Here is a 16,020-nt window from a genome sequence, read left to right as displayed (position 1 = left end):
TTATGAAAAACTCATCAAACCAGCCTTTCGATGCCATCATTATTGGCGGAAGTTACTCCGGATTATCTGCAGCAATGGCTTTAGGAAGGTCTTTAAGAAAAGTTCTGATTCTGGACAGCGGAAATCCCTGCAATGCACAGACACCTTTTTCGCATAATTTTATTACACAGGACGGAAAAAAGCCTGCTGAAATTTCCAAAACAGCCCTTGAACAGGTTCTGAAATACGAAACAGTAACCTTCCTTCAGCAAAAAGCAACTGAAGCGAAAAAAACAGATTTTGGGTTTGAAATAAAAACAGAAACGGAAATATTTTCATCCAAAAAAATCATTCTTGCTACAGGAATTCGGGATCTTTTTCCGGATATAAAAGGATTTAAAGAATGTTGGGGTATCTCTGTAATTCATTGCCCTTACTGTCACGGCTACGAATTCAGGAACCAGAAAACGGCAATTTTGGCAAACGGTGAAAAAGGATTTCACCTTGCAGGACTGGTAAAAAATCTTTCGCAGGATCTGATGTTACTGACGAACGGAAAGGCTGAGTTCCCGGAAGAGCAAATGTCTGATTTAAAGAAAAACAATATTTCCATTGTGGAAGAAAAAGTAATGGAAATCGTTCATCGGGAAGGGAATCTTTCTGAAATTATTTTTGCGGACGGAACTTCTCTTCCGATGAATGTACTCTATGCACCTCCGGCTTTTGAACAGAACTCGGATATTGCTGCACAACTAAACTGCGAATATACGGAGACAGGACATATTAAAACCGATTCTTTTCAGAAAACAAGTGTTGACGGTGTTTTTGCGTGTGGAGACAATTCTTCGCCCATGCGCTCGATAGCTCATTCCGTTTATACAGGAAGTGCTTCGGGAAGTATGCTGAATCTTCAGCTTGTACAGGAAAATTTTTAAAAACGAAAAGAAACATCTACTATAAAATTATCTGAACTTCATTTAAACAAAAATTTAACGATTCCTTTTTATCAAACAGGTTAATGTTAAATTCATATAAATCAGAAAAATAAGCTTTAAATTAACCTCAAAATACCAGCAATGAACAGACGGAAATTCCTGAGCGGTTCTGCTCTCTTAACAGGGGCATTCTCATTGAATCCATTCGATTTATTCGGAAAAAATTCTGAAGAAAAACTCAGCTTCAAAGGAAAAAAAGCAAAGAATATTATCTTCATGATCAGCGACGGAATGAGCAACGGAACACTTTCCATGGCAAATCTCTATTCCAAAAATATTTTGGGACGAGAAAGCAACTGGATGAATCTTTATCTGGAAAACAGAGTTTCGAGAGCTTTGATGGATACTGCTTCTGCAAGTTCTATCGTTACCGATTCTGCTGCAGCAAGTTCTTCTTTCGGGGGCGGATTCCGTGTAAACAATGGTTCTCTGAATGTAGGCGTGAACGGAGAACAATATCTTCCGATCTGGCAAAAATTTAAAAAGAAAGGTAAAAAAGCGGGATGCGTAACCACTGTAACCATTACCCATGCCACTCCCGCCGGATTTTGCATCAATTCTGCCAAAAGAAGCGCGGAGCCTGAAATCGCCGAGATGTATGCAGAACTGGGTTTTGATGTAATGATGGGAGGTGGTGATGAGTTTTTCAATGCTGAAAAAAGAAAAGATAAAAAAGATGTCTATTCTTCCTATAAAAATAAAGGATACCAAATCCTGAAAACCCGATCGGATCTTCAAAATACGGATAAGAACAAACCTATTCTGGGTGTTTTTACCACTGGTGCTCTTCCCTATTCCATCGACCGAAAAAATATGCCAGAGCTGCAAAAAACTACTCCGACTCTTGCTGAAATGGCTAAAACGGCCATCGATCATCTGAAAGATCATAAGGAGGGTTTTGTTTTACAGATAGAAGGCGGAAAGGTAGACTGGTCGGCTCATGCCAATGATGTGGCTGCACTTATTCATGATCAGATCGCGTTTGATGATGCCATAAAAACAGTCATGGATTTTGCGGAAAAAGACGGAAACACCCTGGTTATCATAACGACAGACCACGGAAATGCCAATCCGGGAACCATTTACGGAGCAGATGCCACAAAAAATTTCGACAGCATTGCCAATTATCAGTTTACAAATGAATATCTGCTGAATGCTATTCGTCCCGATTTTAATCTGCAGCAGGTGAAAGACTGGATATTTACAAACAACCGTTTTTCAGTGTCCGATGAAGAAGCGAATCATCTGCTTAATTTTTACAAAGGTCTGGAAAAAGACGAGGAAGGATTGTACAATTATAAAAAACTGCCTTATAAAGCATATTCCGAGATTCAGAAAAAACACAACAGCGTGGGATGGATCAGCATGGATCACAGTGGGGATTATGTGGAACTGGCAATGTACGGACCCGGAAGCGAATTGCTAAAACCTTTTGTAAAGAATACAGATCTGCATTATCTGATGCTGAAAGCTGCCGAAGTGGAGAATAAATTTTAGGCGGTTGAAATATTGAATATTAAAAACTTACTTACATTTTTGTACGATAAAAAGCTTGCCGGAAATCATTTATAAAAACTCACATTTATAAATTCAGTTTAAATTATTTGGGTAAGCCGGGAGGAACCAATCTTTGGGTTCTTGTACTCAGGGTAGTTAGAAATGCTTCTATCTGACTTATTTCTTTCTCGGTTAAATGTAAAGGTTTCAGCATCACCGATTTTTTCGAAACCAACTGTACTCCATTGTGTACAGTTGCTCTTTTTTTAGGCGGCTCCGGATTTCCTCCATTGTAAAATGTCAATACATCTCTTAAAGTACCAAAAGCTCCGTTATGCATCCAGGGACCTGTTCTGGTGATCTCCCGCAAGGTAGGCACTCTGAATTTCCCCGCATCCGAAGGATCACCGGTTACTTTATATCTTCCCAGGTCTTCCTGTCTGGATCCCAGAAGACCGGTTCCGTCATTCTCAAACTGATTATTGGAAAAATATCCTGAATTATGGCAGTTCATGCATTGTCCTTTTGTTCTGAAAAGATGCATTCCGGCAACCTCGTCATCTGTAAAGGCGTCTGACTGACCATCAATAAATTTATCAAATTTTGTCTGAGGGCTTATTAATGTTCTCTCAAAAGTAGCTATTGCCATTGCAATCTTTTCTTTTGTAACGGTTTTGGTACCGAATGCTCTTTCAAAAAGCGATTCATATCCTTTAATTTTTGCGATCTTGTCTGTTGCAATATCAATATGTTCATTCATTTCTTTCTGATCCTGTATGGGCATCTGAGACTGCTGTTCTATGCTTTCAGCTCTTCCGTCCCAGAATAATGATTTCGCAAATGCGATGTTCATAATGGTCATAGCGTTTCTGGTTCCCAACTGTCGGTCATGGCCAAAAGACTGTGTTTTGTTATCCGTCCATCCAAGTTCCGGATCATGACAGGAAGCACAGGCAATCTGGTTGGAACCGGAAAGTCTGGGGTCATAAAAAAGTGTTTTTCCGAGGAGGACTTTTTCTTTAGAATAGGGATTATTTTCAGGAAACTTAACTTCAGGAAGGTGCCCGATTTCTGAAAAATGAGGAACAGCCAGTTCATTAAGTTCGGGCTTCGGCCACGAAGAAGGATCTCCGGAGGAATACAGCTTTCTGATTTTGCTGATAAATGACTGATCCTGAGAAATATCTTTATGTATTGTGGTTTTACAATTATTAAGTAAGAAAATACTTACACATACAATTAATGTCCAACTCAATGCATTCTTCATTTTTTCCTGATAATTTTAAGCAAAATTAATGATTATAAACGGTGATGTTTCCACCTTCAGTTTAATTTTGCGTAGGTAATTTTAATGATATAAATCTTTTTAGATTTTTAATTTTAATTTTAAAAGCAGTTCTTTCCTGAATAAATAACGTTTAAAGTAACATTGAAAATTGATGAATTAAAATATTTCTTCTGTTTATTTTTATTAAAAGTCTGCTTAGCTTAAACTTTTATTTAACCTCAAAAATCACAAAAGATCTACTATTTTTTTATTTAAAGCTGATCATTATAAATGAAAAAGCTCGCAATAGTTTTTAAAAATCTTTGATTTTTATTCTTTTGAGCGCTTTGATTATTCTGGAAATTCGCTTTAAAATTATCTTTTGTCCCTTTTGCGGTTAATTCTGAAATTAGTTTAAAAAAGTTTTAATCATGATTCTTACAGTCGCTGTAAAGTTCATCTGTTTTTTCCTGATATAAAAAATTTCGGACAACCGTTTCAACGTCTAACAGAATATGAGAAAGGCTCTAAAAAAAACGGTTATTTAATATCCCGGATTCTGCTGCATGGCAGAATTAACACTTATTGTTGCCTGAGGAATAGGAGCTACAAATTTATTATTGGGATAGGCAGGATTACAGTTTAAGGATATACAGCCATCATTTCTCACAATATTTTTATGATTTCTCATCAGATCAAAGAAATACTGATTCTCAAAAATAAATTCTTTTCTTTTTTCTTCGAGAATGGCATCGAGAGAGATATTGGTAAGACTTGTGAGTCCTGCCCTGTTTCTTATGGTATTGATATCATTAAGTGCCTGTGTATTATTTCCTGCATGAAATGCTGCTTCTGCCCGAATAAAATAAGCCAGCGTGAGACGATAGATTAAACTACCGGTTTTTATTTTATATTTTCTTGTAAAGTGGTAAGGAAGAGATACCGATACTCCCGAAATCTTTGTTGCAAGATTTTTGGTTTCAAAAAGAGTTTTTCTTTTATCTGAAGAAGAAAATAGGTTGTAAACATCATGAGAAGCTACATAACTGGATTTGCTTCCGGAGCTTATAAAGTTATAGAGCTGTGAAGCAGGAAAATCATTATTACTGTCATTGGCAAGTTCAAAGATAGATTCCGAGACAGCCCAATTATCCGCCATTTCGTTGCCTGGAGTAAGAGTGTATGAAGAATTTGTAATCAAATCATTACTGTAATTAATGGCCTTTTGCCAGTCTCCTTTCCAAAGAGCAATTTCTGAAGCTAACAGTTTAACCGCATTTGCGGTGAGAAAGTTTTTCTTTAATCCTGCCGGAATTGCTTTTTCGGACTGAAAAAGTGATAGAGCCTGCTCAACGTCATTTTCCAACAGAACAAATGTTTCTGCTGCGGTTTTTCTGGACGGATAGTCTACTCCCACTTTCAGCGGTTTTAAGTTATAAACAATTCCGAGGTGAGATGCATCTGCTGTGTAGCTGTAATTATGAGCGTAATATTTATACAACTGAAAATGCGCAAAAGCTCTCAGTCCCAATGCTTCCGCTTTTATTTCGCTTATTTCAGAAGGGGTTGCATCTGTTAAATTGTCTGCATACTGCAGAATAAGATTCACATTATTAATAAGCTGATACATATTGCTGTAGAAATAGGCTAAATCACTTTCTGTCTTCTGATCATCAAACTGATATATATTGGAAACTTGGGAATCTATTGAAATATTCCCGGATGTAGCCGGAGAAAATTTGAAATTACCGGACAACAGATCTCCGTAAGTAATAGCCGGTTCCAGAAAATAGGTGGATCTTAGCTGATAATAGGCTCCGTTTAAAGATTCGAGCATTCCGTTTTTTGTTCCAAGCTGTTCATTGATAGAAACACTCTCAACCGGTTCATTATAGAGAAAATCTCTGCATGACGATAAACTGATTAAAAATATAATGGTAAAAATTGTTTTTTTCATAATGCTGATAATTAAAAATTAACCTTGAATCCAAAGCTGAATGTTCTCATTTCCGGATATAAATATCTGAACTCTCTGATGCCATTTCTTCCTTCCGGCGATTTTTGTCTGTACCAGTACAGCACATTGGTACAATCCATAAATATACTTGCAGATTTTATAAAACTTTTTTTAATGACATTAACAGGAAGCTGATAATTGAGGCTGATGTTCTGAAGTTTCACAAAGGTATTATCATAAATATATTTGCTGCTGTTGGCAATAGTTGCCTTGCTTGTAGGTTTATGATTCAGGGCATTATCTCCGGGATTTTTCCAATAATCAAGTGCATTTACACTCATGTTCCTGTTGAAAAGAATACTGTATTTATCTATCAGTTCCCCCTGTACCAAGACATCTCCTCCTATTTCAAAATTAACGAGAAAAGACAGGGTGAATCTTTTATAGCTTAAAGAATTACTGAAACCGCCGATAAAATCCGGTTGAGAATTTCCGATGATTGTATAAGTAGAAGAATCCGGCGTGAACTGATTGGCATCTTTCACTTCTCCGTTTACCAAAAACATATCCTGTCCGTTTGCCGGATTTATTCCGAGCCACTGATATCCCCAGATTGCCGATGTTGACGCTCCGATTTTTTGGGCTCTGGCTAGTGATGCACTGGAAAAGCTATCTTCCAAACCCAGCATATCCGTAACTTTATTTTCAACCTTTGAAATATTGAATGAAGTATTCCATCTGAAATTTTTGTTGGAGATCCAGTTTCCGCGCATAGAAATTTCAAACCCTTTGTTGTACATTGCCGCACCGTTAATTTCTGCTGAAGAATATCCTGTCTCCAGCGGAACTTCTCTTGAAACAATGATATCTGAAAGATTATTCCGGAAAACCTCAACGGTAAAATCTACCTTTTTGAAAAAACTGAAGTCCAGACCCATATTCCATTTTTCATTTTTTTCCCACGAAAGAAGCCTGTTGGGAGGCGATGAAGATTCAGGATATGCATAATCGTAATCGTAAATAAATCCGTTTTGAGAAACTGTATAAAGCCCTGAAGAGCGGTAACTTCCTATTCTCGAATTTCCTGTGATTCCCCAAGATGCACGCAGCCTCAGGAAGCTGATGATATTATTGGACTTAAGAAAATTTTCATTCGATAAAACCCATGAGGTTCCTATTGCACCATTGGTAGAGGCATTGGTATCCGGACCAAAAGTGGAGCTTTCATCCCTTCTGATACTGGCAGAAAGAAAGTATTTTTTATCATAATCATAGTTAAGCTGTCCGAAAGTACTTCTCCCCGTATTTTGGCGCGTTAGCGAACTATAGGTGTATGTCTTTCCGATCATAGGTTCCTGATAAGTGGAGTAATCGGAAAAATTGCTTCCTATATGAGCTGTTTTAGAGTCTTTATTTTTTCTAAGTTCAAAACCTGCAATACCGTCAATATGATTTTTTCCTGCGAAGTTTTTCTCATAAGAAATGTGGGCACTCCAGTTCCAGTTAAAAGCATCTGAAATATACAAACGGCTTCTCCCATAATTATTATTTGAAATTCCGCTTTGGTTAAGTCCTGATTTCCAGTCGACATTATTTTTTTTGGATATATCCACTCCGAATAAACTGCTTATTTTTAGCCCTTTTGCCAAATCGTGACTGACATTAAGACTGGAAAGCAGAGAATTATTATCAACATTCAGGATATTCTGATTGGCTGCAGCCAAAGGATTGGGAACTCCATTATTTCCGGAAAGTGCATAATCTCCGTTTGTCTGATATATCGCTCTGTCCGGAGCCAGTATAAAATTAAAATATGTATTGGGCTGCTGTTTAAAAAAATTGTTATAGGCAGCGTAAAGATTTATCTTCAGCTTTTTATAGTTAAATCCCAAAGAAGCGTCAATTCCTTTTTTTTCCAGCGAATTGAGAATTTTAGACTCATTGTTTTTTGAATAATCCAGCCCTACCCGATAATTAAAATATTTTCCTCCTCCGCTGGCCGTAAAATTGGTTCGGAAAAAATCTCCGTTTCCATTCATTACCTCGAACCAGTCTACATCTGTTCCGTTCCAGACGTAGCTGCCTGTTCCGTTGGCACTGTTATTTTTATTGTAATCGCTGAACACCTGAGCGTACTGCTGCCCGTTGAGATATTTAATTTTATTGATGCTTTGGGAAACTCCGTATTGCGTACTGAATGTATAGGAAGGCTTTCCCTTCTTTCCCTTCTTTCCCTTCTTGGTCGTAATGAGAATCACCCCATTAGCAGATTCTGCTCCATACAAAGCTACTGCAGCTGCATCTTTCAGGATATTGATGCTTTCAATATTATCCGAATTAAATCTTGCCAAAGGATTGATATTCATTTCAGCAATAGATCCTCCGTTAAAATACGAAGCATCAAACGCCATATCTTCTCTGATGATAATTCCGTCAACAATAATCAGCGGCTGGGTTGATGTACCGGTTAATCCGTTCAATGAAATGATACTTCCCAAACCACGGATATTGATGTTTACGGCTTTCCCCAATTCCGTATTATTAACAATCTGAACCCCGGGCGTAAGTCCCATAATCATTTTATCAATGCTTTCAAAAGGCTGAGTTGTTACAATATCTTTTTCGGTTAAACTCACGATAGATCCCACTACCTCTTCCTTTAACTTCTTTGTTCCGTAAGAGGATGTTACAATTACTTCTGTAATCATCTGGGTTTTTACCGAATCGTTATCAGCCTTAAGATCCTGAGCTTTTAAAGACGTCAGTCCACATATCAGTATAGCGCTTGCAATTTTTCTTTTCATTTGGGAGCCAAAGTGTAAACTAAATTTATTTAGAATTAATAAAATTAACGCGCAAAAATAATTATTATTCTGTGAAAAGTTTTACACTTTACAATAAAAGAGCATGAAAATTATCATGTTTCATCTTAAGTCTCTTTATTTCAGAGCAGAATTATCTTGATTGAATGTACAAAAACTATGATTTAATTTTTAAATCTGAATACGCTAAAATAAAATTACTTGATAAAAGTGATGAGGCTATATTTTTAATTTTCTGATTTTTTAAATCAAAAAAAGGGCTGGAAAAATCCAACCCTCATCTTTATTTTTTTTCTTTTAAGCTACCGTAACCCCGAAAAGATGCCCTATTAAAGCCGTGATTCCCATTGCAACAGTTCCCCAGAAACAAATCCTAAGAACGGCGATTCCTATTTTTGAGCCTCCTGTTCTTGCTGAAATAGCACCCAGAATCATCAGAAATACAATAGAAAAGCCATATTGAAAATACACCATTTCCTTTAAGGGAGCCACCAGTGAAACGATAAACGGCAGTAACGCTCCCAAAGCAAAAGAACCGAATGACGCCAAAGCTGCCTGTAATGGTTTTGCCTGTGTAATTTCATTAATTCCAAGTTCATCGTGCGCGTGAGCTGCTAAAGCATCATGCGCTGTAAGTTCCGTAGCTACTTTTAAAGCAGTTTCTTTGCTTACGCCTCTTTTTTCATAAATTTTAGCCAGTTCCAGAAGTTCAACTTCGGGCATTTCTTCAAGTTCACGTTTTTCGCGCAGAAGATCTGCTTTTTCGGTATCTTCCTGCGAACTTACCGATACATATTCTCCTGCAGCCATAGACATGGCTCCTGCAATCATTCCGGCAAGTGCGGCAAGAATGATGGTATTTCTTTCGGGTGTGGCTGCTGCAACACCAATAACGATACTTGTGGTTGATAACAATCCGTCATTCGCACCCAAAACCGCTGCACGAAGCCAGCCTACTCTGTTTACATAATGTTTTTCCAACTGATGATGCATATGCTTTAGTTTTTAAGTTAAAAAAAATGACTTGCTAAATGTGTTAACAAGTCAAAATTAAACTGATTTTTTATTTAAATCTTAAATTTAACGAAATAATATCAGACTTCATTCCGATGGATTTTGTGTAATGTCCGTATCTTATTTCCAGCATATTCAGTCTTTCTACGCCAAATAAACCGTTCTTCGGACTGATTCTGATTCCCGCTCCGTAAAAATGGCTGTCGAATTTTGACAGATCGTAATTACTGGTGTAGAAATCGTCAAAAGCGGTATGCTGCTGATAAGGCGCAAAATATTTAGCCGCAGTCTGCGAATAGTAACGATAGAAAGGACTTACCGAAACAAACGGAGAAATCTTTACCGGCGTTTCCAGACTGAAAGTATTGGATTTCAAGCCCCAATCGTCGGTATAATAACGGTAATACGCTCTCAGAATCACTTTGTCTCCCAAGAAATAATTGGCTCTTACTCCCAAAGGAATTTTAAATCTTTTATCCGGCAAAGCTTCCTGATGAACCGATTTATCATTAAAGTAAACCCTGTGGAAAGGTAAACTTAAATATCCGGTCTGCTGAACTCCGTCTGCCAGAAATTCAACCTGAAAGTTCTGATTGATGATCTGTGAATACGCCAGAGACAAAGCAAAGGTATTTCTTCCGCTGGTTCCGTAGTTTTCGTGTTCGCCGCCTGTGCTTCCGTTGGTTCTCAATTCAATAGGAGCAATAAGCTTTACCTGATCGAGATAGGCCTGAAATTTCGCCGTGAACTCTCCCATTCTGTTCGCTGTTTTTTGCGAAAACCCGATGTTTGCGCCGTAAGATGCATAATCGAATTCGAAAGAGGTAGAAATACCCGCCATTAAAGTGGTTCCTTTTTCGGTATTTTCGCGGCTCCAGCTTAATGCAGGATAAATTCTGTTGTCTGCGTGCGAAGCCGATGAATTCGCTTTAAGATCAATCATATCCGAAGATGCGGAAGTATAATGATCGATCCCGACACTTACATTGAATTTATTTTTACGGTCTTTTTTATCGTATTTCACCATCGTTACATCAATCGTGTTAGAAACATCGGTCAGTTTTTCTGAACCGATTCCTCCTGTAACGGCAGAATTGTTTCCGTCCTGTTTGTAGTAACTAGAAACTAAATTAGCTTCATCAAAAGTCAGCTTTTTGGGCTGTTCGTTATTTGTGTTTTCCTGTGCTTTTGCATTAAATATTCCGAAAAGAGCAACAACACTTATGATTATTTTTTTCATTGTAGATCACATTAAATTTTTACCATTCTCTTTTCTTAATTGCATCCGCAACCACCGCCCACTTTTCCGGCATTTGCTCCTGAAGAACCTTCTCTGTAAGACTGAAAGCTCAGTTCGGTCTTTTCAATTGTTCGGTTTCCGAGAACCATTTCGGCATCGTTGAGTTTATTTTTTTCGTATTCTTTTACGGTGGTACAGGAATTCAAAAACGGAATTGTCAATATCGAAAGAACTGCAACTGTTCTGTAATTTAAACCGTTGAATCTTCGCAGCCCGGCTTGAACGGAGCTCTTTTTGTGAGGAACGAGCAAAAAAGCGGGAGTGGAAGACGGTGAAAGCTGCCCAAATAAATATCCGAAAAGCTTCTGACTGTTTTTTATAAGGTCTGTCATTTGTATTGATTTGTTTTTAAAGTTGATTTAATTGCCTTACTCTGAATCAGATACTGTGTGTTTATTTAACTCAATTTTGTTCTGATAACAAAGCATTTTATTTTAAATTAATGTTTTGAGATGAATAAATTCTGTCCTCATCGTCGATAATGATGCACTCCAAATGATTGATCTGGTTGATCATACCGAGCGCGGCATCGATTCCCATAATACTGACGGGAGTTGCCATTGCGTCGGCAATTTCTGCGTTGGGACAAAATACGGTAACACTTTTTACGCCCGAAACCGGCATTCCTGTTTTCGGATTGATGGTATGAGAATATTTTTTACCATTGATGACCACGAATTTCTCGTAATTTCCTGAAGTTGCGACCGCCATATCCGTAATATTCATATAAGAAAAAGGCTGTTTTGCATTGTCGGGATCGGCAATTCCTACAGTCCAGGGTTTTCCGTCCGCCTGATTTCCCCAAGTTGTTAAATCGCCCGAAGCGTTCACAATTCCGGAATGTACATTTCTTTCCTGAAGAATTCTTTTTGCCATTTCTGCGGCATATCCTTTCCCGATTCCTCCAAAACCGATGCGCATTCCTTTTTCTTTGAGGAAAACGGTCTGACTGTCGCGATCGAGAATAATATTCTGATAATTAACGAGTTTCAGATGATCTTTTATTTTTTCAGGATTGGGAAGTTCTTTCATTTCACGGTCGAAATTCCAGAAACTTTTATCGATTCCGCCGTAAGAAATATCGAAGTAACCGTCTGTAATTCTGCTGATTCGTAAGCTTCTCTCAATAAGGTCAAACATCTCACGGTCTACTTTCACGGGTTTTAATCCCGCATTTTGATTAATGAGATTAGTCTGACTGTCATCGCTGAAGGTTGTCAGCAGTTTTTCGATTCTCCGGATTTCATCAATAGCGGCGTCAATATGATCGTAAGCGGATTTTTCATCATTACTTACAACGGTAATTTCAAAAGCGTTCCCCATTAGTTTTTGAGGTCTTTTGAATTCTCTAAGCATCTCTTTTCTGTTATTTTTGTTTTTCTCTGATTTCTCTGATTTCTTTACTGAAAGCCAGTGCATTTTCTGAAGGCAGTCCTTCCCAGCTTTTCAGAATTTTCCCTTCGGAATTTAATAAAAGGGTGTACGGAAACAAGCCTTTTTTATTGTATGCATCGGCAAGAGAAGCGTTTTCTTTTTTAAGATCGACAGAAAGCTGATTTTTCTTATTTCTTGGGAAATCTGCATTGATGTAAACAATCACTTTATCGGATTCCAGTTTTTTGAAATCTTCTGTTTCGATGATATTTTTATGAAGCTTGATACACGGAATACACCAGTCTGAACCGGAAAAGTTAAGCAGAATGAGTTCTTTGTTTTCTGCAGCCGTTTTTTTTGCGTTTTCCAGTCTGTTTTGCGCGTGGAAACCAAAGGAAAATACAACCATAAGAATGGCTGATACTATTGTTTTCATTACTGTAAAATGTTATAATGATTTTTTAGAATAAATGATGTGTTCTGATTATGATGCAATCAGATTGTAAATGGATTAAGAAAATGATTTCGGCGGTTCCCAGACTGATCCTGCGAATCCTTTGTAGCAGAAATCTTCGTCTTTTGAAGGAATTTTATGCGATTTCAGGGATCTGAAATTTTCCGTTTTTGTTTCAAAATAAAAGCCTGGATTGATGGTAAAAACCAAAGATAACGTTGTGGAACGAATGATGAACGGGAGTTTCTGATCTTTTCCAAAATCTCCGTCTTTAGCCGGATGATCATAATGAGCCCTCAGAAATGCAATTACAGGCATATCGGGATTCATATTTTTGTGTTCCCAGTAATGTTCTACCAAAGTTGGTATTTTTAAAAGCTGATATAACTCGGTTGTAGAAACCAAATATAAGGACAGCAACAATATGGAAATCAACTTTTTCACCCAATCAAAGGTATAAAATCTTCTGTTAAGAATGATTTTAAATTAATCTGAATTATAACGCTACAATGTTCAATAAATTGTTCAGCTTTAGTTTATTGTTTAAACTAATTTCCGAATTATCCGCAATAGGCTCAAAAGATCATCATAATGCGATGATTAGAATATTTAAATAAAAAAGTTGTTTAAAGTAAAATGTTAGAAAACTCGATGGAGTTTTATCTGTGTAGAAATCATATTCGAAAGATGTCCGGCGTTCCGTAGGAACGCTATCTTTAGAACATTTATCGTATTACAGATATCAATCTTACGGATTGATTGATACACTCATTCTTATTTCTACACAGATTCTGCTTCTAAAGGAGCAAAGCTATTTTACTCTAAGCTACTTCAAAAGTTTACTTCATCTTTTTTTACTTTTGCGGTTAAATAAAAAGTTTAAACAGACTCTATATATTTAACTGACGATTAATTATATCAAATTACTTTAAACTTAATATTTCACTCTTCTTCCTCCGTATTTTTAAGCTTCATCAAAAGCGTATAGGCATTTTTGGTCACGATCTTTTTATTCTTAAAATCATCAGAATTGAGAATCTGGATAAAACCGTTTTCCGTTTCGCCTAAGGTCACCGGAGTCAATCGGTACGTTTGTTTTTTAACCTCAACAAACACAAAGTCTTTGCCTTCAAAATTCACGATGCTTTCTTCCGGAACCGCATTGGAAAAAGAGGTGCTGGTTTCAATTTCGGCATTCATATACATTCCCGGAACGAGACTGTGATCGTACTGATCAAAATGACAGTGAACTTCCGCCAAACCGCCCTGACTGATATCTTTGCTGATGAGAAGGATTTCCCCGTAATATTTTTTACTTGGATCTCCATTAGTATATGCTGCGAAACGCTGTCCTTTTTTCAGGTTTTCCAGGTCTTTTTCGTACACTTTAAGATTCAGGTGGATATCGTCCGGATTGATAAGTTCAAAAAGTACATCCGAAGGATTTACATATTTTCCGATGTTCACATTCACTTTGCTTACAAAACCGTTGATTGAGCTGTACACCGGAACGCTTTTCGTAATGCTTCCGGACTTTAATGATTCAGGATTGATATTGATGAGTCTGAGCTGCTGTGCCAATGAATTCATTAAAATTCTCTGGCTGTTCATTTCAGACTGGGCGAGCTGCATCGCTTTGTCGCTGCTTGCCTGACTTTGGTTCAGGGTTTTCTGACGGTTGTAATCCAGTTCTGCAAAATGTGCTTTGGATCTTGCCATCAGATAATCCTGCTGAAGCTGAATGAATTGCGGATTTTCAATCACTGCAATCACCTGACCTCTGGAAACCGGCATTCCCGGAAGAAGATTGCTGGATTTCAGATAACCGCCAAGCGGAATGCTTACAGAAACCAGATTTTGTGGCGGAACATCGATCATTCCGTTTAATTTCAGGGTTGAAGCGATATTCTGTAACGAAAGTGTAGTTGTTTCTATCGGTGCATTTCTTAACTGAGCATCGGTTAAAGTCACTACATTTTCGTCTTTCGGGAGGCTTTTTTCCTGTTTGGGAGCTTCTTCTTTTTTACATTGAATGAATACAAAAAAGCTGATTAATAAGGTATATATTGAAATTGATTTCATTTTTTTACGGATTTAAAGTAAGGTATTCCAGTTCAATGGCGCTTTGATTAAGTTTCCAGACTGCATCGGTGTAATTGTTTTTAAGCTGTACTGCCTGATTCACGAGGATCACAAATTCGAGGTAATTGATTTCTCCGCCGATAAACTGTCTTTTTGCCGTTTCGGTAATCACATCTGCATTTTTAAGGTCGGAACTTTCATATTTTGAAACAATTTCCAAATTGGACTGATAGATTTCTCTGGCTTTTTTAAGCTGATTCTGAAGGTTAAATTCTGCATTTTTAAGCTCACTTTCAGCAACAGACTGCGCTACTTTTGCGGCTTCAATTCTCGCTTTCTGACCTCCTGTAAATATCGGAAGCGAAACACCGACCTGAACCGAATGAAACTGAGGTGTTGCATTGTAGAGTTTATCATCCGGTCCTAATCCTTTAAAACTGTTCAGGTTATACGCCAATTGCAGACCGGGAAGCATTTTTGCTTTTTCCAGTGCGATCTGTTCTGTGGAAATATTTTTCTGCTGTTCCCAGATTTTGAGCAAAGGATGATCCGCCAGTTTTTCGTTTAAAGAATTGGCAAAAGATTTTGAATCTTCGGGAATAAAATCAGTTTCCGTATTCAAAAGCCACTGAAACTGGATCTTTAAAACTGCTAATTCCTGCTGCAATTGTTTTAACTGAATTTCTATCGCCGATTTCTGGCTTGAAGCGGTTGTTTTTTCAAGAATATTGCTCTCCCCTGCTTTCAGTCTGAGGTTCGCTTTGTCTGAAAAGTCGGTGTACAGTTTCAGGATTTCATTCAGCAGTTTTTCTTTTTCTTTCCAGTACAGAATGTTGTAAAAGGTAAGGCTGACTGCTTTTTTAAGTTCATATTCTTTCAGGGAAACATTCAGCAGAGATTTTTTCCATTCTTCGGTGTATACATTTTTCTGTTTTTTATAGACCGTCGGAAAAGCAATATTCTGGGAAACGCCAAATTTCATATCGTTGTACGCACTGTTGATTTGTCCGTAATCGAACGTCACACCAGTCTGCGGAATATCATTCGCCGATTTTATTAAAGCTTTGGAATATTCCGATTTCAGCTTTTCGTTTTTAAGATTTCTGTTGTTTTCCAGTGCGGTATTGATCGCTGCCTGAAGATTGATCGGCGTTTGTGCCTTCAATCCGAATCCTGCAAAGCTGAATAGCAAAATCAATACAGCCGTTATATTTTTGTGATTATTTTTCATATGTAGATATTTATTGTTTTTTAAAGGTCATATGTAATCGCGTTTTCT

At 37.5% G+C, this 16,020-nt stretch carries 13 protein-coding genes; 2 read left to right on the top strand and 11 right to left on the bottom strand.

All coding sequences use genetic code 11. The annotated features are described in order from the left end of the window. Window positions 1–2: 2 nt before the first annotated feature. Window positions 3–914 carry an NAD(P)/FAD-dependent oxidoreductase gene (locus tag H6W53_RS06350; protein WP_185205272.1) on the top strand — a complete coding sequence of 304 codons (912 nt, stop codon included), beginning with the start codon at window positions 3–5 and terminating at the stop codon, window positions 912–914. A gap of 141 nt (window positions 915–1,055) precedes the next feature. After that, window positions 1,056–2,471: an alkaline phosphatase gene (locus tag H6W53_RS06345; protein ID WP_185205271.1), complete on the top strand. Its 1,416-nt coding sequence runs from the start codon at window positions 1,056–1,058 to the stop codon at window positions 2,469–2,471. Between the two features lie 103 nt (window positions 2,472–2,574). On the opposite strand, the gene H6W53_RS06340 is transcribed toward H6W53_RS06345, so the two are convergent. From H6W53_RS06340 to H6W53_RS21705, 11 genes are all read right to left on the bottom strand, one after another. Beyond that, window positions 2,575–3,738, bottom strand: coding sequence for a cytochrome-c peroxidase (locus H6W53_RS06340; RefSeq protein WP_185205270.1), 1,164 nt, complete (start codon window positions 3,736–3,738; stop codon window positions 2,575–2,577). Window positions 3,739–4,282: 544 nt separating this feature from the next. After that, window positions 4,283–5,695 carry a RagB/SusD family nutrient uptake outer membrane protein gene (locus H6W53_RS06335; protein WP_185205269.1) on the bottom strand — a complete coding sequence of 471 codons (1,413 nt, stop codon included), beginning with the start codon at window positions 5,693–5,695 and terminating at the stop codon, window positions 4,283–4,285. An 11-nt stretch (window positions 5,696–5,706) separates the two neighbouring features. Then, complete coding sequence (locus H6W53_RS06330) at window positions 5,707–8,499, bottom strand: SusC/RagA family TonB-linked outer membrane protein (protein WP_185205268.1); 2,793 nt, start codon at window positions 8,497–8,499, stop codon at window positions 5,707–5,709. Window positions 8,500–8,814: 315 nt separating this feature from the next. Then, window positions 8,815–9,510, bottom strand: coding sequence for a VIT family protein (locus tag H6W53_RS06325; RefSeq protein WP_185205267.1), 696 nt, complete (start codon window positions 9,508–9,510; stop codon window positions 8,815–8,817). Between the two features lie 70 nt (window positions 9,511–9,580). Further along, window positions 9,581–10,771, bottom strand: coding sequence for a DUF3570 domain-containing protein (locus H6W53_RS06320; RefSeq protein WP_185205266.1), 1,191 nt, complete (start codon window positions 10,769–10,771; stop codon window positions 9,581–9,583). 35 nt (window positions 10,772–10,806) lie between these two features. Further along, on the bottom strand, window positions 10,807–10,995 hold the full coding sequence (locus tag H6W53_RS06315; RefSeq protein ID WP_108409215.1) for a DUF4266 domain-containing protein: 189 nt from the start codon (window positions 10,993–10,995) through the stop codon (window positions 10,807–10,809). Between the two features lie 265 nt (window positions 10,996–11,260). Continuing rightward, complete coding sequence (locus H6W53_RS06310) at window positions 11,261–12,187, bottom strand: FAD:protein FMN transferase (RefSeq protein ID WP_185205265.1); 927 nt, start codon at window positions 12,185–12,187, stop codon at window positions 11,261–11,263. Window positions 12,188–12,197: 10 nt separating this feature from the next. Beyond that, window positions 12,198–12,641 carry a thioredoxin family protein gene (locus tag H6W53_RS06305; RefSeq protein WP_185205264.1) on the bottom strand — a complete coding sequence of 148 codons (444 nt, stop codon included), beginning with the start codon at window positions 12,639–12,641 and terminating at the stop codon, window positions 12,198–12,200. A gap of 75 nt (window positions 12,642–12,716) precedes the next feature. Beyond that, complete coding sequence (locus H6W53_RS06300) at window positions 12,717–13,103, bottom strand: hypothetical protein (protein ID WP_185205263.1); 387 nt, start codon at window positions 13,101–13,103, stop codon at window positions 12,717–12,719. A 498-nt stretch (window positions 13,104–13,601) separates the two neighbouring features. Then, window positions 13,602–14,741 (bottom strand): efflux RND transporter periplasmic adaptor subunit, encoded by a 1,140-nt coding sequence (locus H6W53_RS06295; RefSeq protein ID WP_185205262.1) that lies wholly within the window; start codon window positions 14,739–14,741, stop codon window positions 13,602–13,604. A 4-nt stretch (window positions 14,742–14,745) separates the two neighbouring features. Next, window positions 14,746–15,972: a TolC family protein gene (locus tag H6W53_RS21705; RefSeq protein ID WP_185205261.1), complete on the bottom strand. Its 1,227-nt coding sequence runs from the start codon at window positions 15,970–15,972 to the stop codon at window positions 14,746–14,748. Between the last annotated feature and the right edge of the window lie 48 nt (window positions 15,973–16,020).

Origin of the sequence: Chryseobacterium sp. C3 (assembly GCF_014218905.1) — a bacterium.
GTDB classification, from domain to species: domain Bacteria; phylum Bacteroidota; class Bacteroidia; order Flavobacteriales; family Weeksellaceae; genus Chryseobacterium; species Chryseobacterium mucoviscidosis.
The sequence above is the reverse complement of the archived record's forward strand: the minus strand, read 5'-3'. Positions and strand labels throughout refer to the sequence as shown.

What these genes read in the sequence shown, in the direction of transcription:
- H6W53_RS06350 (WP_185205272.1), top strand. Translation starts at nt 3, where the DNA reads ATGAAAAACTCATCAAACCAGCCTTTCGATGCCATCATTATTGGCGGA.
- H6W53_RS06345 (WP_185205271.1), top strand. Translation starts at nt 1,056, where the DNA reads ATGAACAGACGGAAATTCCTGAGCGGTTCTGCTCTCTTAACAGGGGCA.
- H6W53_RS06340 (WP_185205270.1), bottom strand. Translation starts at nt 3,738, where the DNA reads ATGAAGAATGCATTGAGTTGGACATTAATTGTATGTGTAAGTATTTTC.
- H6W53_RS06335 (WP_185205269.1), bottom strand. Translation starts at nt 5,695, where the DNA reads ATGAAAAAAACAATTTTTACCATTATATTTTTAATCAGTTTATCGTCA.
- H6W53_RS06330 (WP_185205268.1), bottom strand. Translation starts at nt 8,499, where the DNA reads ATGAAAAGAAAAATTGCAAGCGCTATACTGATATGTGGACTGACGTCT.
- H6W53_RS06325 (WP_185205267.1), bottom strand. Translation starts at nt 9,510, where the DNA reads ATGCATCATCAGTTGGAAAAACATTATGTAAACAGAGTAGGCTGGCTT.
- H6W53_RS06320 (WP_185205266.1), bottom strand. Translation starts at nt 10,771, where the DNA reads ATGAAAAAAATAATCATAAGTGTTGTTGCTCTTTTCGGAATATTTAAT.
- H6W53_RS06310 (WP_185205265.1), bottom strand. Translation starts at nt 12,187, where the DNA reads ATGCTTAGAGAATTCAAAAGACCTCAAAAACTAATGGGGAACGCTTTT.
- H6W53_RS06305 (WP_185205264.1), bottom strand. Translation starts at nt 12,641, where the DNA reads ATGAAAACAATAGTATCAGCCATTCTTATGGTTGTATTTTCCTTTGGT.
- H6W53_RS06295 (WP_185205262.1), bottom strand. Translation starts at nt 14,741, where the DNA reads ATGAAATCAATTTCAATATATACCTTATTAATCAGCTTTTTTGTATTC.
- H6W53_RS21705 (WP_185205261.1), bottom strand. Translation starts at nt 15,972, where the DNA reads ATGAAAAATAATCACAAAAATATAACGGCTGTATTGATTTTGCTATTC.